The sequence below is a fragment of the Natrinema marinum genome (assembly GCF_024296685.1).
Taxonomy (GTDB): domain Archaea; phylum Halobacteriota; class Halobacteria; order Halobacteriales; family Natrialbaceae; genus Natrinema; species Natrinema marinum.
This window is the reverse complement of the sequence record NZ_CP100763.1, coordinates 2,542,136-2,562,082: the sequence shown is the minus strand read 5'-3', so window position 1 is coordinate 2,562,082 and position 19,947 is coordinate 2,542,136. Positions and strand designations below refer to the sequence as shown.

Sequence of the window (19,947 nt, the reverse complement as noted above, 5' to 3'; positions counted from 1 at the left end):
TGGTGTTCACTCTGGTGGGTGGACACTACGTGCCTCTGACATTCCCCGCTGCCGGAAAGCCCGTTTCCGGAGGGGGGTTCGGTCGAACAGGGGATCGGCCGATGCGCATCCTCGAGCCGACTGTCGAGTTGAGCAGTGGCGATGCGGTTACGGCGACTAAGGCTTTACATTATACCTTATATTAGACTATATGTGTTTATAATACGCTTAGTCATAATGGGTTAGCCTCTTATAGTCGTTTCCGCTACGGGTGTGTATGCCACAGCCACATATAGCGTCATCCACCGAGCGTTCCACGGGGCTCGCCGACCCCGAGGACGCGCGGTCGAACTGCGGCGTCGGCGTCGTGATGGACCTCGATGGGGATGGGGGCCACGACATCGTCGCCGACGGACTCGAACTACTCGTCAACCTCGAGCACCGCGGGACCACCGGGGCCGAAAAGGACACCGGCGACGGGGCCGGCATCATGCTCCAGACGCCCGATTCGTTCTTCCAGGACGTTCTCGACGCTGAGCTGCCGGACACCTACGCCGTCGGCTCGATCTTCTTCCCGCAGGACAGCGCCGCTCGTGACGAACTCATTTCGCTCGTCGAGGAGACTTTCGACACCTACGATCTCGACGTGCTCGAGTGGCGCGACGTACCGACGAACAACGAGGACCTCGGGAAGACGGCCGTCGACTCCGAACCCGACGTCTGGCAGGTCGTCGTCGCGCCCGAAGACGACATCTCCGGCGACGACTTCGACCGCAGACTCTACGTCGCCCGACGCGCTCTCGAGAACGCCGTCGAAGACACGGATCCCGACGGCGCCGATCGCTTCTACGTCGTCTCGCTCGACTCGAAAACGGTCGTCTACAAGGGCCTGCTGAAAGGCGTGCAGGTCCCCTCTTACTACCCCGATCTCACCGACGAGCGGATGGAGTCGACGTTCGCCATGGTCCACGAGCGGTTCTCGACGAACACGCTCGGCGCCTGGCACCTCGCTCACCCCTACCGGAACATCATCCACAACGGCGAGTTCAACACCATTCAGGGCAACATCAACTGGATGCGCGCCCGCGAGACCGACATCGAGAGCAAGGTTTTAGAGGACCTCGAGGCGGTCAAGCCGATCATCGACGACCCCGACCAGTCCGACACCGCGAGCGTCGACAACGCGCTCGAACTGCTGATGCAGGACGGCCGGGACCTAGAGCACGCGCTTCGAATGCTCGTCCCCGAGGCCTGGCGCGGCGACGACGCGATGGATCCCGATCGGAAAGACTGGTACGATTTCCACGCTTCGCTCGTCGAGCCGTGGGACGGTCCCGCGCTCGTGGCGGCGACCGACGGCGAACGCGTCGGTGCCGTCCTCGACCGCAACGGGCTCCGACCCTGCCGGTACGACGTGACGACCGACAACCAGCTGATCATGGCCAGCGAGGCCGGCGCGCTCGAGACCGAGCCCGAAAAGATCGAGGAACGGGGACGCCTCCAGCCCGGCCAGCTGTTCCTCGCCGACCCCAACGAGGGGCGCGTCATTCCCGACGAGGAGGTCTTCGAGGACCTCACCGACGACCGCTACGGCGAGTGGGTCGCTCAGGAGCAGGTTCACTTAGACGATATCCGAACCACGAACGACCGTGCGCCACAGGAAGCCGTCGACGGTCTGCGCGACTATCAGGCCGCCTTCGGCTACACGCACGACGAACTCGAGAACATGATCGAGCCGATGACCCAGAAGGGGAAAGACCCCGTCGGCTCGATGGGCGACGACACGCCGCTGTCGGTGCTGACCGAGTTCAACCGGCCGCTGTTCTCCTACTTCAAGCAGCTGTTCGCGCAGGTCACCAACCCGCCGCTTGACTATATCCGCGAGGAACTCGTCACCTCGATGGAGTCGCGGCTCGGCTTCCAGCGTAACCTGCTCGACGAGTCGGCCGAGCACGCCCGCCAGCTCGTGCTCGACTCGCCGATCCTGACCGACGCCGAACTCGAGTCGATCCGCGACTGCTCGGCCAACGATATCACCGCGGCGACGATCGACATCACCTACGAACCCGAAAGCGACGAACTCGGCTCCGACCTCGAGGCGGCGATCGAACGCGTCCGCGAGGATGTCGTCGAAGCGATCGAAGACGGCGACCACGACGTGATCGTTCTCTCGGACCGCAGCGTCGACGAGGACCGGGTCGCGATCCCGAGCCTGCTGGCGACGGGTGCCGTCCACCACCACCTCGTGCGAAACGGGCTGCGCAACCACGTCGGGCTCGTCGTCGAGTCCGCCGACCCGCGTACGGTTCATCACTTCGCGACGCTGGTCGGCTACGGCGCGGGCGCTGTCAACCCGTACCTGGCCTACCAGACGATCGAGGACATCACTGCCGGCCCCGACGGCGCGGACACCGAGGTCGCGATCGACGCCTACGTCGGCGCGGTCGAGGATGGCCTCCTGAAGATCATGGCCAAGATGGGGATCTCGACGGTCGAGAGCTACCAGGGAGCCCAGATCTTCGAGGCGGTCGGCCTCGAGTCGGACCTCGTCGAAGAGTACTTCGAGGGCACCGAGAACCGCACCGAGGGGATCGGCCTCGCAGAGATCGAAGAAGACGTCCGCGAGCGCCACGAGACCGGCTTCGGCAGCGGCGAGGAAGAACCCGACCTCGACCGCCACGGCGAGTACGAGCACCGCTCGGACGGGATCTACCACCAGTGGAACCCCAAGACCGTTGGCGCGCTCCAGCAGGCCGTCCGCTCGAACGACTACGAGCGCTATCAGGACTTCGCCGAACTGATCAACGACCAACAGCAGAACCTCCAGACGCTTCGGGGACTGCTCGAGTTCGAGTCGGACCGCGATCCGGTGCCGCTCGAGGACGTCGAGCCGATCAAGGACGTCGTCCAGCGGTTCTCGACGGCGGCGATGAGCCTCGGCTCGCTCTCGCCGGAGGCCCACGAGAACAACTCGATCGCGATGAACCGGCTGGGCGGCAAGTCCAACTCCGGCGAAGGCGGCGAGCCGCCGGAGCGGTTCAACACCGAACGCGAGTGTAACGTCAAGCAGGTCGCCAGTGGCCGCTTCGGCGTCACCTCGACGTACCTCTCGAACGCCGACGAGCTCCAGATCAAGATGGCCCAGGGTTCCAAGCCCGGCGAAGGCGGCCACCTCCCCGGCTCCAAGGTCAACGAGATGATCGCCCACGTCCGGAAGTCCACGCCCGGCGTCGGCCTCATCTCGCCGCCGCCGCTGCACGACATCTACTCGATCGAGGACCTCAAACAGCTGATCTTCGATCTCAAAGCCGCGAACGAGGCGGCCGACATCAACGTCAAGCTCGTCTCCGAAGCCGGCATCGGCACGGTCGCCGCCGGCGTCGCGAAGGCCAACGCCGACGTGGTCCACATCTCGGGTCACTCCGGCGGCACGGGCGCTTCGCCGCGCACCTCGATCAAGAGCGCCGGCCTCCCTTGGGAGCTCGGCCTCGCCGAGGCCAACCAGATGCTCTGTGCGACCGGCCTGCGCGACCGCATCCGCGTCTCGACCGACGGCGGCATGAAGACCGGCCGCGACGTGGCCGTCGCCGCCTTGCTCGGCGCCGAGGAGTACATCTTCGGCACCGCGTCGCTGGTCACCGGCGGCTGCGTGATGGCCCGGCAGTGTCACAAGAACACCTGCCCGGTCGGCGTCGCCACCCAGCGCGAGGACCTGCGCAAGCGCTTCCCCGGCGAGCCCGAACACGTCATCAACTACATGACGTTCATCGCTCAGGAACTGCGCGAGATCATGGCCGAACTCGGCTTCCGCACCATCGACGAGATGATCGGCCAGGTCGACGTGCTCGAGCAGCGCGACGACGTCGACCATCCGAAGGCCCGCAACGTCGACCTCTCGGAAGTGCTGGCCGACCCCGGCAGCGAGGTCCGCCGGAAGATCCGCGAACAGGACCACGAACTCGAGGACCAGCTCGACCGGGACCTCATCGAGGCCGCGGCCGACGCGATCGAGAACCAAGAGCCCGTCTCCCTCGAGACCGAGGTCACGAACGTCGACCGCACCGTCGGCGCGATGCTCTCGAATCAGATCACGAGCCGCTACGGCGAGCCCGGCCTCCCCGAGGACACGCTCACCGTGGACCTCGAGGGGACCGCCGGCCAGAGCTTCGGTGCGTTCCTGGCAAGCGGCGTCTCGATGCACCTCGACGGCAGCGCCAACGACTACGTCGGCAAGGGGCTCTCGGGCGGCAAACTGACGGTTCGGACGCCCGAGACCGCTTCCTACGATCCGACCGAGAACGTCGCGATCGGCAACGTCGCGCTCTACGGTGCGACCGACGGCCAGCTCTACGTCAACGGCGTCGCCGGCGAGCGCTTCGCGGTGCGCAACTCCGGTGCCAAGGCCGTCGTCGAAGGCGTCGGCGACCACGGCTGTGAGTACATGACCGGCGGCGTCGTCGCCGTGCTGGGCGAGACGGGCAAGAACTTCGCCGCCGGGATGTCCGGCGGTGTTGCCTACGTCTACGACCCGGACGAGGAGTTCAAGGCCAAGGCCAACACCGGTATGGTCTCGCTACACGACGACTTAGAGGAGAAAGACGAGCGGATGCTTCGTCGCCTCGTCGAGAACCACGTCGCCTACACCGGCTCCGAGCGCGGCCGATCGCTGCTCGAGAACTGGGAACGTGCCCTCGAGTCCTTCGTGAAGGTCATGCCCGAGGCCTACTACGAGGCGATCACCGAGCAGGGCAGCGACGACGTGCGCAACGAACTGCCCGGCGCGCCCGAGGCCGACCTCGAGGCGGAGTCGGCCAGTTTCGCAGCGAGCGACGACTGATCGCGACGCCGCGGTCGTCACCGTCGAGCTCTTTTCTCGTTGTTCGGACCGCTACCGCCCGAGCGTGTGGAACTCGTCGTTGGGCCGCATTTCGGCGAACGCCGCCATCCGGTTGCTCATGTTGTAGTAGGCGGTGACGGCACCGATATCCCAGATCGCTTCCTCGCTGAAGCCCGCCTCGCGCAGTTTCTCGAGATCGGCGGGTTCGATCGCGTCCGGCCGCTCGGTGAGCTTGACGGCCACGTCGAGCATCGTCCGGTGGGTCTCGTTGATATCCGCGGTCCGGTAGTTGGCGATCAGTTGGTCGGCCAGCGTCGGATCTTTCGCGTAGATTCGGACGAGCGCGCCGTGGGCGACGTTGCAGTAGTAGCAGTGGTTGACGCCGGAGACGGCGACGACGATCATCTCGATCTCCTCGCGCTCTAGGGCGGTGTCTTCGACGAGCGCGTCGTGGTAGTCGAAAAAGGCCCGGAAGTGGGAGGGTTTGTACGCGAACGCGGAGAACACGTTCGGCGTGAAGCCCGCCTGCTCGGTCTCCTCTGCGATTCGATCTCGCAGGTCCTCGGGGAGGTCGTCGAACGCCGGCACCGGAAACTGTCCCATGGCGTCGTCGCGGAGCTGTGGCGCGGCGTCTTCGCTGTCGGAGTTGGTATCGCCCATAGGTACCGATTCACAACCGATCGGCATAACTCGAGGGGCTGCCTGTCACTCCGTTCGCCGGAGGACCCCGCCAGCGCCGGCCGCAGCTTCGCGGACGGCCTCGCCGCTGGGTGCCTCGAGCAGGTGGGCCTCGCAGTCGCAGTCCGACGCGCCGAAGTCGGAGACCGGTTCGCCTGGCAGCAGTCCGGCGAGTTCGCACTCGCGGTCGGCGTCCGGGAAGGTGATTGCGGCCTCGAGGCTCACCGGCGGATCGCCGAGCAGGTAATCGATGTGCCAGTGGCGTTCTCGCGAGCGAAGCGAGTGAGAGCTTGTCGGAGCTTGCTCCGACAATGGGCGTCTCGCGCTCGCCGGCGGCGAACTCGCGCTCGCTCAGCGCGCCCACCTCGATAGTGGTGGGCCGCGCCACGTCGACGAGAGGGACGTAGGTCCCGCTCATGGCCGTTTCTCGAGCGCGCGAGACAAAAACGAGCGTGATCTCGACCGCGGTGCAAGACGGGAGCGACCGGCGGCGTTAGCTGGACCAGTCCTCGTCGCGAGCACGGTCCTCGTCGTTGGTCGGATCTCGCTCGTGGACGTGCCGGCGGTTGTCCATCTCTTCGTCGTCCGACTGCTGGTTCGGGTCGTTCTCCCGGCTCGAGCGGTTATCGCGGTTCGATTCGCGGGAGTCCGACCAGTCGTTCTGCTCGGATTGCTGGCCCTGCTGGGGACCGCTGTTCGACTGCTCTCGATTCATGCGGCCGCCGGAGCGGTCGGCCTCGCTTCGCTCGCGGTCGAACTGTTGGCTGTCGCCGTACTCGCGGTCCGTCTGCTGGCCGTACTGATCGCTCCGGTCGCGCTGCGTGCTGGACTGGGTGCCCTCGCTTCGCTGGTGGCGACCGGATTCGGACTGCCCTTGCTGGTACTGGCTGCCGTGTTGCTCGCTGCCGCTCTGATGCCAGGTCTGCTGTCCACGCTCGCTGTCGCCCTGATACTGCTCGGCGGGGTTCCGGCGCATCGCGTCGGGCTGGTTGTCTCGGTTCTCCTGCCAGCGCTGCTGGGTGCTGCGCTGGGACTCGCTTTGCTGTGTCCCTCGCTGACCGGTCTGCTGGCGCTGCCGGTCTCGCTGGTGGCCCTGTTGATACTGCTGGTTCCCCTGTTGACCCTGCTGGTTGAACTGCTCTTGCCAGCCGAATTGTTCCCGGTGGCTGCCTTGGCCGCCGTAGTGTCCCCCGCGTCGAGCCTCGCCACCGTACTCGAGGTTGCTCTGCTCTCTGGCGTTCGTTTCGAAGCCGCTGTGTTGCTGGCCGCCCTGCCGGCGTTGCTGGCTCCCCTGCTGATGCTGCTGGTGGCGGTGCGCGTCCTGTTGCTGGGAGTGCCCGCCGTGCTGGCTGAAGCGCTGTCCGGGTTCGCCCGGCTGGTGTCGCTGGCGGCCGCTGTGTTGCTGTTGACCACCGTGTTGTTGCCCTGTGCCCTGCTGACGTTGCTGCTGGCCGCTCTGCTGGTGTTGCTGCGTACCTTGCTGTTGCGTGTGCTCGCCTTGCTGGCTGAACTGCTGGCCCTGCTGGTGCTCGCTGCTGCGATCGGATCGTCCGCGCTGCGAGTACTCTTCTCGGCCCTGGCCGAACTGGTCGCGCTGTTGATTCCGGTCGGTCGAATCGGTGGTGCGTCCCCAGCCGATGTCGCCGGTGTATCTTCCCTGCTGTCCTCCCGTTCGATCTCGGCCCTGCCGTTCGGGGCTCTGCGGACCGGCGTCCCCGCTGTCGCCGCGGCTGAACATCCCGCGGAGCCAGCCGCGGTCGCTGCCCTCTCGATTTCGGTCGTTCCGATCCCAGCCTTGGTGTTCGGTGCCGCTCGAGCGGTCGGTGTGCCGTTCGTCCGTTCGCCGTCGATCGCTGTCGTATCGGTCGTTCATAGAGATGATTGTATAGGTCGCGGCCGGTCAGTTGTCGATCGATAACTCGCCCCGATCGATGCGCTCGCCGCTGGCGGTCGTGGTACTGCGGCGACTGCTATCCCCGACAAGGGAATAAAACCCGAGCGTGAGTGCGCGTGCATACTCGAGCGGTGGTTGCGGGACTACACCGTTCGATCGGTGCGACGGAATGGCGGACGCCGTTGATGGGGGTCGAGCAGACCCGGCACCACCACCGGCTTTCGTTACCGATGCTGATTCGACTGCATCGTCCCGTTTCCGAACTCGTAATGCTGTTGTGCGTCCGTGTTCGGCCCGAACGCGAACAGGCCGCGAGCGGGTTCGTACTCGTAGGTCACCCACTGCGGGAGGAACTGCGCACCGACTAACTTGCGAACGGCGAGCTGTTTGAGCCGCGCATCCGGGGCGAGCCGATCCGTCAGCCGCAGATCGATAATCCCGTCGAAGACGTACTCGGCGGCGGAGAAATCGTCCTCACCCGTCGCCGCCGCGCTGGCGACGATCGGAACGAATCGCGCCTTACAGACCCTCGCCCGAAGGCCCCTGAGGAAATCGTGGACTCCCTCCCGTTGTAGCAGGCTCTCGAGTTCGTCCAACGAATCGATCGTGACCAGCCCGGTCTCGGTCATCTCGAGGTCCTCGAGCGCCCTCTGAATGCCGTGTGTCACCTCGCGCCGGTCGCTGGGGTCGCGAACCTCGACGATCGCGTCTTCGGCGGCCTCGCCGACGAACTCGGCCCACTCGTTGCGTTGGTCGATGAACTCGTCGCGGTCGTCGAGCCGGTGGGTAAAACAGTCGACGATCCGTAGCCGGTCGTTTTCCAGCGCCGGCAAGACGTTCCAGCCGTTCTGGTAGAAGCGCTCGAGCGCCGTCGTCGGCGGATCGGCAAAGGAGACGACGACCGCTGGCTCGCCGCGCTCGAGGGCGCGCCAGGCGAGCTCGACGCCGAGTTCGGTGCGGCGGGTCCCTTCGTCGCCCGAGAGCAACAACAGCGAATCCGCCGGGACGCCGTTCGGGATGAGCGAGTCGAGCGGTTCGACGCCCGTTACGACCCGCTTGTAGGCACTGGGTTCGGCCATCGTCGAGCCGTCTTCGGCGGCCTCCAGACAGGCGGTCGAACAGTATCTTCCCTCGCCGTTCTCCTCCGGTTCGTCGGGGATCGGATAGTGGCAGTGGTCGCACTCGAGGGGATACTCGGTTGTGTAGTCTGCGTTGAGTTGTTCCGTCATGCTGAGACGCGCTTCGACGAACGTGTAAATAGAACCCTCCCCTGACCGTCACCGGGCTTACCTGTCCCGAATGGCGTCGGCGCGGCAGGTCCGCCGCCGGTCGATTCTCGCGTCCGCCACAGTTTTCTCCGCGAGCGGCGACGACCACGCATGGACAACGCACTCGTTATCGGCGGCACGCGCTTCATCGGCCGGCATCTCGTCGACGAGTTGCTCGCACACGACTACGACGTGACCCTCTTCACTCGCGGCAACCGCGAGAATCCCTTCGCGGACGATGATCGCGTCGACCACGTCGAGGGTGACCGGACGAACGACACGGCGATCGAATCGGCCGCGATGACCGTCGATCCCGACGCCGTCTTCGACTGCGTCGCCTACTATCCGAAGGACGTCCGCGCCGCGACCCGCATCTTCGCGGACTGCGAGGCCTACGTCTACGTCTCGAGCGGCGCGGCCTACGGCCGTGAGGAAATCCCCAAACGGGAAGGAGAGACGCCCCTCGAGTCCTGTACGCCCGAGCAGGCGACCGACGACAGCTTCGAGACCTACGGCAATCGAAAGGCCGAGGGCGACCGCGCGGTCGTCGCGGCGGCCGCAGAGGGCGTCCGCGCGATGACCGTCCGCCCGCCGATCGTCTACGGCCCGCACGACTACACCGAACGACTGGACTGGTGGATCGACCGCGTCAACCGCTTCGACCGCGTCGTGGTCCCCGGCGACGGGACGAACCTCCGCCACCGCGTCTACGTGGAGGATGTCGCCAGCGCGCTGCGGATCGTCGCCGAGCGTGGCGCGGCCAGCGAGGCCTACAACGTCGGCGACCGCCGGCTCGTCACGCTCGAGGAGCTGGTCGACCTGATCGCCGACTCGCTCGAGACGACCGTCGAGATCGTCCACGCCGGCCCGCGAGAACTCGCGGCCGGCGACCTCGCGCTCGAGGACTACCCACTGTACCGGACCTACCCCCACGTCCTCTCAACGGCGAAACTCGCCGCGCTGGGCTGGGAGTCGACGCCACTGGCCGAAGCGATGGATCGGACGGTCGCGGATCACAGAGAGAACGACCGCGGCGGCGTCGAGGCGGAGCCGGACCGCGAGGCCGAAGAGCGCGTCTTGGATATTCTGGACACGCTCTGATCAGGGGTTTCGGAGTCGCTCGAGCCGACGCGCTCGCGACGGCCGAGCCGCGAGCAACTCGTGAAGCCGGCCCCGGTCGTCGGACAGGTCGGAGCCGGCCTCGAGGGCGCTCGCGAGTGTATCTGCGTCGACGGCTCGAGTCGCGCGCCGATCGGCGGCGAACTCGGACCGCTGGAGGAATCGAGCGAGCAGCGGTCCGGCGACCGCCAGGCCGGCGACCGCGACCGTTATCGATGTCCAGACGGTCAGGCTAAGCAAGAGTCCGAAGACGACGCCAGCGACGAGCGCTCGGCGCTCGAGCAACCAGAGCCCGTCAGCGGCGTTCGAGCGGGCACACAGTGCCGTCACCTCCTCGTCGTCGAGCGCGTCGAGTGCGTAATCGGTAGCGTACACCCGCCGGTTCCAGAACGGACCGTCGAGGTAGAGGTCGGCGACCTCAGTCTCGCGGCCCGGAATCACGCCGCCGATCGTCGCTGTCAGCCCAGTCCGCTCGGCCGCGTCCTCGAGTCGCCGGCGCTGTTCCCTCGTCGGCTCGGTGACCGATTGCGAGAGTCGGACGCCGTACTGTATCCAGGCGTACACCCCGCCGGTGAGGACGACGAACAGGAGCGGGATCAGCAGCGGGCTGGGATCCGACGCGGTGACGAGCGCCGTGAACATGGCGAGCGCACCGACCACGAGGATCGCCACCGCGGTGAGGTACCTGGCGAGCCGGGCGACCGCCGTCCTGGCGGAGATCTCGAGACCGCGGCGTTTCCGGGCGTACGGAAAGACGCCGAGGTACGCGACGAGAACGGCGACGATCGTGCCGAGCGCCGTCGGCAACCAGACGAGCGGCGTGGCGAGCCCTCCTTCGAGCGCCGGGTGGACGGACGAGAGCGCGCGCTCGGTCGCGTCGGTGAGTCCGGTGAACGTGAGAACGGCGACGGCCACGAGGCCGACGACGGTGAGGAGGCGATACGTGCCGCGCGAGCGGCCGTCGCCGTCACCCGCGCGTCGGAGCGTATATCGCCCGTACAGCCGGCCGCCGACGTAGCCCATACCGAGCAGTCCGAACCACAGCACGGTCGCCGCTATCATATCTGTCTCGTGCGGTTGGAAATATTATAAGATCGCCGATTGAGTCGGATTCGTCGATCGCTCGAGACCGGCGCGCCGACGAGGAAAAACACATGTCCCGGGGGTGTGTCAGGGCTGGTATGTTCGAGAAGTCGACGTGGATCCGCCTCCCGCGGAACGTCGTCGTCGGCCACGGCGTCCGCAGCGAGGTCCTCGACGTGGTCGACGACCTCCACCTGCAGGGGCGGCCGCTGTTCGTCACGAGCCCAACGCCCCGCGAGGTGGCCGCGGATCCGATCGCGGCCGACTTCGAGGCCGCCGGGATCGAGCCCGCGATGGTAACGGTCGAGAAGGCGACGTTCGACGCCGTCGAGCGCGTCATCGAGATCGCCGAGACCGAAGACGCCGCCTACCTCGTCGGCATCGGCGGCGGGAAAGCCATCGACATCGCGAAATTGGCCAGCTACCACCTCGAGATGGGATTCCTCTCGGTTCCCACGGCGGCCAGCCACGACGGCATCGTCAGCAATCGGGGATCGGTCCCGGACGGGGATTCGCGCCACAGCGTGGCCGCCGAACCGCCGCTGGCGGTCGTCGCCGATACGGGCGTCCTCGCCGAGGCACCGTGGGAGCTGACGACCGCCGGCTGTGCCGACATCATCTCGAACTACACCGCCGTCATGGACTGGCGGCTCGCCAAGCGGCTCAAAGACGTCGAGTACTCGGAGTACGCCGCCGCGCTCTCCGAGATGACCGCCGAAATCCTCGTGGGCAACGCGGATCTCATCCGGCCGGGGCTCGAGGAGTCGGCCTGGGTCGTCACCAAGGCGCTGATGTCCTCGGGCGTCGCGATGAGCATCGCCGGCTCCTCGCGGCCCGCGAGCGGGGCCGAACACCTGTTCTCGCACCAGTTAGACCGGCTGGCGCCCGGCGTGGCCCTCCACGGCCATCAGGTCGGCGTCGGCTCGATCATGACCGCCTACCTCCATCAGGGCGAGGACGGCATCTGGCGGGACATCCGTAACGCACTGGCGAGCATCGATGCGCCGACGACTGCCGACGAGCTCGGCATCGACGACGAGACCGTCATCGAGGCGTTAACGACCTGCCACGAGATCCGGGATCGCTACACGATTCTCGGCGACGGCATGAACGAGCGGGCCGCTCGAGACGTGGCGCGAAAAACGGGCGTTATCGACTGATTCTCGAGGGGTCGTCAGCCGAGGTCGGCCCGTTCGAACTGCCAGATTCCCAGCGCGAGCGGGACCACGAGCCAGCCGAGCATGACGACGACCATCACCTCGCCTTGCAGGAACCACGGCAGGTCCCCCGGAATGCCCCTGAAGCCCTCGGGGAACGCCAGCCCGGTGGAGTTGACGTACGCCGACGTCGGACTGACGAGCGTCTGGACGAACGTGATCTGATACATAGAGACGTCGAGTCCCGCAAGATCGTTGAGTACGTAGTCGATGGCGAGTTGGAGCGGTCCGAACACGTTCAACACGCTCGTGACGAAGAAGAAGGCGATGGAGCCGCCCATCGCCCGCGACCGAGAGGCGGTCGCGGCGGAGATGCCGATCGCGACGGCCACGTAGGTCAGCGCGTACAGGACCGTCAGCGCCGTCATGACGGCGAAGGTATCCATTTCGGGCGAGGGATACCACGCCAGCGTGAGCGCGCCGCCGATCAGGAACGCGACGAGGATCGACGCGCTGACGATCGCCGTTCGAGTCACGAACTTCCCGAGCACGACGTCTCGACGGCTGTTCGGGATCGACAGCATGTACTTGATACCGCCGGACTCGCGTTCGCCGGCGACCGCGAGGTAGGCGGTCACGAGCGCGATCAGGGGAATGAACATCGCACCGACGGCCGTCAGGTTCCAGAGTGCGTTCAGAATAGTCGGATCCGGACGCCCGTTCTGTCCGAAATACACCAACATCGCCATGAAGGCGACGTACAGCGCACCGACGAACCAGACGATCTTCGTCCGGCGAACGTCGAGGAAGTCTTTCTTCGCAACGGCGAGCGTGCTCATGCCGACACCTCCGTCGGTTCAGCCTCCTCGTCTGCCCGCCCGCCGTTCGTATAGGTGTTGAACAGCTGCTCGAGCGAGACGTCTTCCGAGACGATATCGCGGACGGCAGTCGAGTCGGCCACGTGGCGAACCACATCGACCTTGACCGAGGGGTCGGCGCAGGTGGCAGTGATCTCCGCTCCCTCGACAGTGACCGAGCGGACGCCGTCGAGACGCTCCAACCCGAGCGAGTCGGGGACGCTCTCGACCTCGAGTGTGATCGGCGCGCCGAGGTCGAGGTTGCCCTGCAGGTCGTCGAGCGTGCCAGTTGCGACGAGGCGGCCCTCGTTCATGATGCCGATACGGTCACAGACCGCTTCGACCTCGCCTAAGATGTGACTCGAGAAGAAGACGGTCGTCCCGTTCGCCGCTTCCTCGCGGATGATCTCACGCATCTCTTGCATCCCCGCGGGGTCGAGTCCAGAGGAGGGTTCGTCGAGGATGAGCAGATCCGGATCGCCGATCAAGGCCATGCCGAAGCCCAACCGCTGGGCCATCCCCTTCGAGTAGCCGCCGGCGGGGCGGTCACCGTCGCCGGCGAGGCCGACCCGCTCTAAGATGGCGTCGGGATCGTCGTCGGCCCCTTTCGTACCGATGACCCACTCGAGGTGTTCGCGCGCGGTAAGCCGGTCGTAGACGCTGGCGCCTTCGGGGAGGACGCCGATCCGATGGCGGATTTCGTCGGTGTCGGCCTGCGCGTCGAGACCGAGGACCGTGGCGGTGCCGTCCGTCGGGCGGACGAAATCGAGCAACATGTTGATCGTGGTCGACTTCCCCGCCCCGTTGGGACCGAGAAAGCCGAACACTTCGCCGTCCTCGACGGTGAGGTCGAGGTCGTCGACGGCGAGGACGGTCTCACCGTATCGCTTGGTGAGGGAGGACGTTTGGATGGCGGACATGTTCGACCGTCTCCGGCCCAGTCATGTATAACTTTTGTAACTATATTTCGAACGGAACGACGGGGAACGCGCCCGTTCAGACGTGTTCGTCGAGGAAATCGGCGATCGCGGAGTACGCTTCGATGCGGTTCTCGAGCTTCGAGAAGCCGTGGCCCTCGTCCTCGAAGATCAGTTTTCGAACTGGCACGCCCTGCCCGGCCGCTTTCTCGGCGATCTGTTCGGCCTCGCCGACCGGGACGCGGGGATCGTTCTCGCCGTGGAGGACGAACAGCGGGGCCTCGATGTGCTCGACGTTGTTGATCGGCGAAATCTCCTCTAAGAACGCCCGGTCGTCGGCAAGGCTCCCGTACTCGGCCTCGCGGAGTTCGCGCCGCCAGTCGCCGGTGTTCTCGAGGAAGGTGACGAAGTTGGCGATGCCGACGACGTCGACGCCGGCGGCCCAGAGGTCGGGGTACTCCGTCAGCGCGGCGAGCACCATGAAGCCGCCGTAGGAGCCGCCCTTGGCAGCGATCCGGTCGGGGTCGATCGCGGGATGGTCTCGCAGCCACTCGACGCAGGCGTCGATGTCCGCGACCGAGTCCATCCGCTGTTCCACGTCGTCGAGGGCCGCGTAGTCGGCACCGTACCCCGACGAACCCCGGACGTTCGGCTCGAAGTAGGCGTACCCTCGATCGAGGAAGTACTGCTTGACGCTCGAGAAGGAGGGGCGGCGCTGGCTCTCGGGGCCGCCGTGGATGTCGACGATGACCGGGACGCCGTCACCGTCGTCCGCGTCGGCTCCGCTATCGCCGGCCTCGTCCTCGTCGGGGAGGGTAAGGAAGCCGGGCACCTCGAGTCCGTCGAAGCTCTCGACGCTCACGAGGTCGGAGCCGTCGAACGTCTCCGGGGGAATGCCGGCTGTCGGCGCGCTGGTCCAGCGCTCGGCGTCGCCCGTCTCCGCGTCGACGACGAAGACGTTCGTGTTGACCGTGTCGCCGCTGGTCGAGATGGCGAACCGCTCGGCGTCGGGATCGAAGCTCACGCCGCCGGAGATCCCGCCCGGCAGGTCGGGCTCGGGGAACGTCTCGTAGGCCGTCGGCTCGTCGGCGTCGAACTCGCCGACGGTCAACTCGGTGTAGCCCTCGACGTTCCGCGAGCAGACGAACCGGCCGGTGTCGTCGTCCAGCGCGATGCCGTCGACGTTCCACCCATCGCCGTCGATGACGGTCTCCAGATTTCCGCTCGAGCGGTCTAAATACGCCAGATAGAGGGTGTCGGCGTCGCCCTCGTCGGTGACGAGGTAGATCCCCTCGCCGTCCGGCGCCCAGCTCGCGCTCTGATATCGCACGTCGCCATCGTGGGGCGTGAGGTGCTCGAGGTCGGGTTCGTCGGCCTCGAGATCGAGTACGTACAGGTCCTGATCGAAGTTGGAGTAGGCCTGCGAAACCAGTAGTCGGGAGTCGTCGGGGCTCCAGCCGGACAGCGAGAGCCAGCCGTCGCCCTCGTAGACGAGTTCGGCGTCGTCTCCCCGTTCGTCCCGGTCCTGCACGTACACGTCGAAGACGGACTCGTCGCGACGGTTCGACGTGAAGGCAAAGCGCTCGCCGTCGTCGCTCCAGCCGCCCCAGCGGTGTTTCGCGTCGGGCATCGCGGTCAGGTTTTCGATCACGCCGGTCTCGGCGTCGAGCCGGAACAGCTGGGCGCGCTCGTTGCCGCCCTCGTCCATGCCGAAGATCAGCTCCGGACGCTCGGGCGACCACGAGGCAAAGGTCACCCGTTCCTCGTAGAAGGTCCGCTGTTCGGGCCAGCCCCGCGCCGACTCGAGGGTCCAGACCTGCGAGGTGCCGGTCGTGTCCATCAGGAACGAAAGGCGGTCGCCGTCGGGCCCGAACGACGCGCCGTAGGCGCTGCGGACGTTGAGATAGCGCTCGATGTCGTAGCTGCTCATGGCTCAGCCGTACGGGCTCGAGGGGGTAGGCGTTTCGGTCGCCCCAGAGGACCCGACCGAGGCCGACAGCGGCGGGTAGCCACCACTTACCAGGTTCCGCGACTGTCTCGAGCGCGCGAACGACGCGCCCGAAATCGCCGGGTCTCGAGGGGCGGTCGGGATGGCCGTGCGTAACAAAGCCGACGGCGGTGGCCCGTTCGGTCGATGGAACGCACGACCGACTCGTCGCCGTCCGGCAACGTTCTCGTGACGACCGTGCTCTTGCTCGCGGTGTTCGGGCTGACCGTCGCCGCCGTCGGCCCGGGCGCGTTCGAGGCCGACTCGAGCGGGCCGCTCGGAACCGACGGCGAGACGGACTCGTTCGCGGGCGAGAGCGACCACGGGGGCGAGCGGGCCGGTGGCGCTGCGCCTGACGACGACAGCGGAAACGAGAGCGGTGGGAACGAGAGCGAGCGCGCCGGCAACGAAAGTAACGGCGGGACCGACCACGTCGCCAACGGAACCGAGGGTGGGAACGAAACGACGGTCAACGAGAGCGAGGGTGGGAACGAAACGACGGTCAACGAGAGCGACGGCGGAAACGAGACGCTCTCCGATGGGAACGAAACGACCGACGGCGAAAGCGACGAGGGGGAGACAACCGACGGAGAGATGGCGACGAGCGACGGCGCCGACGCCGAAGCGCGGACGACCGACGACGACGGAACGGACACGTCGGACGGCGATACCGACACCGACGGCGGCGGGTAACGCCAACGCGAGAAGGGCGGCCGCGAACGCCGTCCGTCGGTGATGGCAGGCCGGGGCTCCGGCGGAAACAGGTAGGGTTTTTACCCATTCGCTCGCATTCCACGAGCAGATGCAGGTCGCGTTCGTCTCGTTCGAAACGGCACACCACCGCGACACCGAGACGAACCAGCGGTTTCGGACCGTCCTCGAGTTGCTCGTCGAGCGCGGACACGACGTGCACTGTTACTGTGCCGGCTTTTGGGCCGGCGAGGAGTCGACGTTCGAGCAGGACGGAATCACGTACCACGCGGTCTCGAGCGGCCCGGAAGCCAAGAGTGCGTTCTCGCTGCGGTTGCCGTTCGTCCTCGCGGCCGCGAACCCGGACGTGATCCACGTCAACGCGCGGCCGCCGGGGCAGGTGCTGCCCGCTCGCGTGGGTGCGACGCTGGCCCGCGCGCCGCTGGTCGCCGAGTGGTACGGCGACGGCGGCGTCGACGACACGCGGTGGGCACGGCTCGCGACGGGCCGGCCGGACCGAATCGTCACGCCCTCGGAACTGGTTGGCACCTGGGTCCGCGAACTCGGTGCCGACGGCGACATCGTCGAGACCGTTCCGAATCCGATCGACTGCGAGCGGCTTCGGGATGTCGAACCTGGTGAGGAGGTCGACGTGATCTACGCCCGGCGACTCGACGAAGGCGCGAACCTCGAGAGCCTGCTGCTCGCGCTGGCCGAACTCCGCGATCGCGACTGGTCGGCGACAGTCGTCGGCGACGGCCCCGAGCGAGAGACCTATGAGCGACTGGCGCGGGACCTCCGGATCGACGGCCGGGTGACCTTCGCCGGGAGCCTCCCACTCGAGGAGCGGATCGCGGCCTACCGCGGCGCGCACGTCTTCGCGCAGACCGCTGAGCACTGCGTCTTCCCGACGGAGATGCTGTGGGCGCTGGCCGCTGGCTGCGTCGGTATCGCCGAGTATCACGTCAACTCGAGTGCCCACGAACTCGTCGAAGGGTGGGACCGCGGATTCCGGACCACCAGCGAGGACGAACTGGCCGAGGCCATCCTCGCGGCGGGCGACTTAGAACACCGCGAGTACGACGATCGGTTCGCCGACTACGACCGCTCGGCGGTGGCCGATCGCTATTTGGACGTTTACCGGACGGTCCAGGAAGAACGGGGACTGCTGTAAGTCCGCGGCGCGTCGCGAGCGCCGTTCGGACGCACCTATTTGTCGGTTCGGACGAACGTCTGCCTATGCACGACGACTGTGAGTTCTGTGACATCATCGCTGGCGATCGGCCGGCGCACGTTCTGTACGAAGACGAGCGAACGCTCGCGTTTCTAGACGCCAACCCGGCTGTGACGGGCCACGCGCTCGTCGTTCCACGCGCCCACGAGGAAGACCTCCTGACGATCGACGAGGCGACCTCGGCCGCCGTCTTCGAGACCGCTCGAACCGTCGCGAGCGGACTCGAGGCGGCGCTTGAGCCCGACGGCTTCAGCGCGTTTCACACTAGCGGGCCGCTGGTCGGGCGTATCGAGCACGCCCACCTTCACGTCGTGCCCCGGTTCGCGGACGACGACGTGTCGCTGTCGCTAGCGCGGACGGACCTCGCCGACGGTGAAGCCGCGGCGGTGGCAGAGCGCGTCCGGGCGCACCTCGAGGGCTAGACCGGGACGCGCCGACCCGCGCTCGATGCCGGAGGCCCCGCTCAGAGGTCGAACTTCGCGGCGGCAGTCTCCATGTCCTTGTCGCCCCGGCCCGAGAGGTTCACGAGGATGGTATCGTGCTCGCCCGCCTCCGCGAGTTCGATCGCGCGGGCGATCGCGTGGCTGGACTCGAGCGCCGGAATGATCCCCTCCGTCTCGCTGAGTTCGCGGAAGGCCGCGAGCGCCTCGTCGTCGGTGACGCCGGTGTACTCGCAGCGACCGACGGCCCGGTACATGGCGTGTTCGGGGCCGACGCCGGGGTAGTCCAGGCCCGCGGAGACGGAGTGTACCTCCACGTCCTCGTCGATGACTCGCGTTTTCATCCCGTGGATCACGTCGTCGGTCCCCTTCGCGAGCGGGGCGGCGTGGCGACTCGAGTCCGAGCCCTCGCCGCCGCCCTCGGCGCCGAAGAAGTCGACATCGTCGTCGCGGAAGGCGTGGAAGAGCCCGATCGCGTTCGAGCCGCCGCCGACGCAGGCGACCGCGGCGTCGGGCAGATCGCCCGTCCGCTCCTGGATTTGTTCGCGGGCTTCGCGGCCGATGACGCTCTGGAAGTCCCTGACCATCCGCGGGAACGGGTCGGGGCCGACGACGCTGCCCACCAGGTAGTGGGTGTGCTCGACGTTCTGGGCGAAGTCCTCGAGCGCCGCGTCGACGGCGTCGGCCAGGCCCTCGTCGCCGCGGGTGACCTCGTTGACCTCCGCGCCCATCAGCCGCATGCGGAAGACGTTCATCTCCTGGCGCTCGACGTCTTTTTTCCCCATGTAGATCTCCGTGTCGAGGCCGAGTAAGGCACCGACCATCGCGGTCGCCGTACCGTGTTGGCCCGCTCCGGTCTCGGCGATGAGCCGGTCGCGGCCGGCCTGCTTCGCCAGCAGGGCCTGCCCGAGACAGTTGTTGATCTTGTGTGCGCCGCCGTGGAGCAGGTCCTCGCGTTTGAGGTAGATCTCCGCGCCGTAGCGCTCACTCAGATTGCGCGCGTAGTACAGCGGACTCGGCCGGCCCGCGAACTCCTCGAGCAGACCGCGTAACTCCGACTGGAACTCCTCGGTGTTCGCGACCTCGTCGTACGCGGCCGCCAGTTGCTCGAGCGGTTCCCGAAGCGGTTCCGGAACGTGTCGCCCACCGTACCCTTCGAACTCTCCGTTGGACATACGCCGGTGGATTGCGCGCTCACTGCCAAATATGTTCTTGTGGCGTCGGCGTCGGTCAGCGCGCCGCCCGTTCGGTTCGCCGTTCCGTTGTGGGACCGACGGAACGTGGGACACGCGTTAGCGCTTCGCTCTCCGCTGGCGAGCGACCCGTCGAATCGTCGCTCCCCCGAGGTAGGCGAGGCCACCGAGGACGACCGCGATCAGGAGGGCGTAGACGGGGCCGTGGGTGATCCCCTCGAGCAGTTCGCCGCCCGGAGAACGCTTGTAGCCGAGGATTCGGGGCGGCGTGTATCGCGTGTCTGCCGACCACCGGAGGTAACCCACGAACGGCGGAACGACGAACCGCCAGAGCACGGTGAGAAAGACGGCCCCCAGCCCGGCGAGCGCGCCGGCGCGCGTCCACCCCGCGTAGAACGCGATCGACACCGCTGGAAGCAACACCGATGCGCCGAGGACTCAGTCGTACTCCATTAGAAAGAGTACGGTCGCCGAAAGCGAGATCCCGACCGCGAGTACCGCGACGGTCCATCGCGGTCGCGGTTCGCCGACGATGGCGCTTCGGATGCCCATAGTCCGACCTGTTTGACAGCTATAATAAACGTTCGTGGCGGCCGTTCGACTCCCGCTCGAGC

At 66.8% G+C, this 19,947-nt stretch carries 15 protein-coding genes and 1 pseudogene; 6 read left to right on the top strand and 10 right to left on the bottom strand.

The features are described 5' to 3' along the window. The first annotated feature begins 256 nt into the window (after positions 1–256). Positions 257–4,816 carry a glutamate synthase large subunit gene (gltB, locus tag NKH51_RS12735; RefSeq protein WP_254762063.1) on the top strand — a complete coding sequence of 1,520 codons (4,560 nt, stop codon included), beginning with the start codon at positions 257–259 and terminating at the stop codon, positions 4,814–4,816. Positions 4,817–4,867: 51 nt separating this feature from the next. Here the strand turns inward: gltB and NKH51_RS12730 are convergent, their stop codons facing one another. From NKH51_RS12730 to NKH51_RS12715, 4 genes and pseudogenes are all read right to left on the bottom strand, one after another. Continuing rightward, entirely contained in the window at positions 4,868–5,476 is a 609-nt protein-coding gene (locus NKH51_RS12730; protein ID WP_254762062.1) for a peroxidase-related enzyme, read from the bottom strand. A 45-nt stretch (positions 5,477–5,521) separates the two neighbouring features. After that, a pseudogene (locus tag NKH51_RS12725) lies at positions 5,522–5,912 on the bottom strand (GIY-YIG nuclease family protein). A gap of 75 nt (positions 5,913–5,987) precedes the next feature. After that, on the bottom strand, positions 5,988–7,367 hold the full coding sequence (locus NKH51_RS12720) for a hypothetical protein (protein WP_254762061.1): 1,380 nt from the start codon (positions 7,365–7,367) through the stop codon (positions 5,988–5,990). Between the two features lie 245 nt (positions 7,368–7,612). Further along, on the bottom strand, positions 7,613–8,617 hold the full coding sequence (locus NKH51_RS12715) for an RAD55 family ATPase (RefSeq protein ID WP_254762060.1): 1,005 nt from the start codon (positions 8,615–8,617) through the stop codon (positions 7,613–7,615). A 150-nt stretch (positions 8,618–8,767) separates the two neighbouring features. Here NKH51_RS12715 and NKH51_RS12710 point away from each other — a divergent pair, with 150 nt between their 5' ends. Continuing rightward, positions 8,768–9,757 carry an NAD-dependent epimerase/dehydratase family protein gene (locus tag NKH51_RS12710; protein ID WP_254762059.1) on the top strand — a complete coding sequence of 330 codons (990 nt, stop codon included), beginning with the start codon at positions 8,768–8,770 and terminating at the stop codon, positions 9,755–9,757. Here NKH51_RS12710 and NKH51_RS12705 read toward each other — a convergent pair whose 3' ends face one another. Continuing rightward, entirely contained in the window at positions 9,758–10,837 is a 1,080-nt protein-coding gene (locus NKH51_RS12705; RefSeq protein ID WP_254762058.1) for a M48 family metalloprotease, read from the bottom strand. A gap of 119 nt (positions 10,838–10,956) precedes the next feature. On the opposite strand from NKH51_RS12705, the gene NKH51_RS12700 reads away from it, so the two are divergent. After that, entirely contained in the window at positions 10,957–12,018 is a 1,062-nt protein-coding gene (locus NKH51_RS12700) for an NAD(P)-dependent glycerol-1-phosphate dehydrogenase (protein ID WP_254762057.1), read from the top strand. Positions 12,019–12,032: 14 nt separating this feature from the next. Here NKH51_RS12700 and NKH51_RS12695 read toward each other — a convergent pair whose 3' ends face one another. From NKH51_RS12695 to NKH51_RS12685, 3 genes are all read right to left on the bottom strand, one after another. Further along, positions 12,033–12,854: an ABC transporter permease subunit gene (locus NKH51_RS12695; RefSeq protein WP_254762056.1), complete on the bottom strand. Its 822-nt coding sequence runs from the start codon at positions 12,852–12,854 to the stop codon at positions 12,033–12,035. After that, positions 12,851–13,792 carry an ABC transporter ATP-binding protein gene (locus NKH51_RS12690; RefSeq protein ID WP_254762055.1) on the bottom strand — a complete coding sequence of 314 codons (942 nt, stop codon included), beginning with the start codon at positions 13,790–13,792 and terminating at the stop codon, positions 12,851–12,853. Before NKH51_RS12690 ends, NKH51_RS12695 begins: the two co-directional genes overlap by 4 nt. Before the next feature lie 76 nt (positions 13,793–13,868). Beyond that, positions 13,869–15,719 carry a S9 family peptidase gene (locus tag NKH51_RS12685; protein WP_254762054.1) on the bottom strand — a complete coding sequence of 617 codons (1,851 nt, stop codon included), beginning with the start codon at positions 15,717–15,719 and terminating at the stop codon, positions 13,869–13,871. Positions 15,720–15,923: 204 nt separating this feature from the next. On the opposite strand from NKH51_RS12685, the gene NKH51_RS12680 reads away from it, so the two are divergent. From NKH51_RS12680 to NKH51_RS12670, 3 genes are all read left to right on the top strand, one after another. Next, positions 15,924–16,469, top strand: a complete 546-nt coding sequence (locus tag NKH51_RS12680; protein WP_254762053.1) for a hypothetical protein — start codon at positions 15,924–15,926, stop codon at positions 16,467–16,469. A gap of 109 nt (positions 16,470–16,578) precedes the next feature. Continuing rightward, the gene (locus NKH51_RS12675; protein WP_254762052.1) at positions 16,579–17,640 is read left to right on the top strand and encodes a glycosyltransferase family 4 protein; all 1,062 of its coding nucleotides are present in this window, start codon (positions 16,579–16,581) and stop codon (positions 17,638–17,640) included. A 65-nt stretch (positions 17,641–17,705) separates the two neighbouring features. Next, positions 17,706–18,122 (top strand): HIT family protein, encoded by a 417-nt coding sequence (locus NKH51_RS12670; protein ID WP_254762051.1) that lies wholly within the window; start codon positions 17,706–17,708, stop codon positions 18,120–18,122. A gap of 41 nt (positions 18,123–18,163) precedes the next feature. Here the strand turns inward: NKH51_RS12670 and trpB are convergent, their stop codons facing one another. Beyond that, positions 18,164–19,315: a tryptophan synthase subunit beta gene (gene trpB / locus NKH51_RS12665; protein ID WP_254762050.1), complete on the bottom strand. Its 1,152-nt coding sequence runs from the start codon at positions 19,313–19,315 to the stop codon at positions 18,164–18,166. Between the two features lie 117 nt (positions 19,316–19,432). Continuing rightward, positions 19,433–19,741 carry a hypothetical protein gene (locus tag NKH51_RS12660; RefSeq protein WP_254762049.1) on the bottom strand — a complete coding sequence of 103 codons (309 nt, stop codon included), beginning with the start codon at positions 19,739–19,741 and terminating at the stop codon, positions 19,433–19,435. Positions 19,742–19,947 lie beyond the last annotated feature (206 nt).

Excerpts from the sequence above, each read along its gene's own strand:
- gltB (WP_254762063.1), top strand. The coding sequence starts at position 257 with ATGCCACAGCCACATATAGCGTCATCCACCGAGCGTTCCACGGGGCTC.
- NKH51_RS12730 (WP_254762062.1), bottom strand. The coding sequence starts at position 5,476 with ATGGGCGATACCAACTCCGACAGCGAAGACGCCGCGCCACAGCTCCGC.
- NKH51_RS12720 (WP_254762061.1), bottom strand. The coding sequence starts at position 7,367 with ATGAACGACCGATACGACAGCGATCGACGGCGAACGGACGAACGGCAC.
- NKH51_RS12715 (WP_254762060.1), bottom strand. The coding sequence starts at position 8,617 with ATGACGGAACAACTCAACGCAGACTACACAACCGAGTATCCCCTCGAG.
- NKH51_RS12710 (WP_254762059.1), top strand. The coding sequence starts at position 8,768 with ATGGACAACGCACTCGTTATCGGCGGCACGCGCTTCATCGGCCGGCAT.
- NKH51_RS12705 (WP_254762058.1), bottom strand. The coding sequence starts at position 10,837 with ATGATAGCGGCGACCGTGCTGTGGTTCGGACTGCTCGGTATGGGCTAC.
- NKH51_RS12700 (WP_254762057.1), top strand. The coding sequence starts at position 10,957 with ATGTTCGAGAAGTCGACGTGGATCCGCCTCCCGCGGAACGTCGTCGTC.
- NKH51_RS12695 (WP_254762056.1), bottom strand. The coding sequence starts at position 12,854 with ATGAGCACGCTCGCCGTTGCGAAGAAAGACTTCCTCGACGTTCGCCGG.
- NKH51_RS12690 (WP_254762055.1), bottom strand. The coding sequence starts at position 13,792 with ATGTCCGCCATCCAAACGTCCTCCCTCACCAAGCGATACGGTGAGACC.
- NKH51_RS12685 (WP_254762054.1), bottom strand. The coding sequence starts at position 15,719 with ATGAGCAGCTACGACATCGAGCGCTATCTCAACGTCCGCAGCGCCTAC.
- NKH51_RS12680 (WP_254762053.1), top strand. The coding sequence starts at position 15,924 with ATGGAACGCACGACCGACTCGTCGCCGTCCGGCAACGTTCTCGTGACG.
- NKH51_RS12675 (WP_254762052.1), top strand. The coding sequence starts at position 16,579 with ATGCAGGTCGCGTTCGTCTCGTTCGAAACGGCACACCACCGCGACACC.
- NKH51_RS12670 (WP_254762051.1), top strand. The coding sequence starts at position 17,706 with ATGCACGACGACTGTGAGTTCTGTGACATCATCGCTGGCGATCGGCCG.
- trpB (WP_254762050.1), bottom strand. The coding sequence starts at position 19,315 with ATGTCCAACGGAGAGTTCGAAGGGTACGGTGGGCGACACGTTCCGGAA.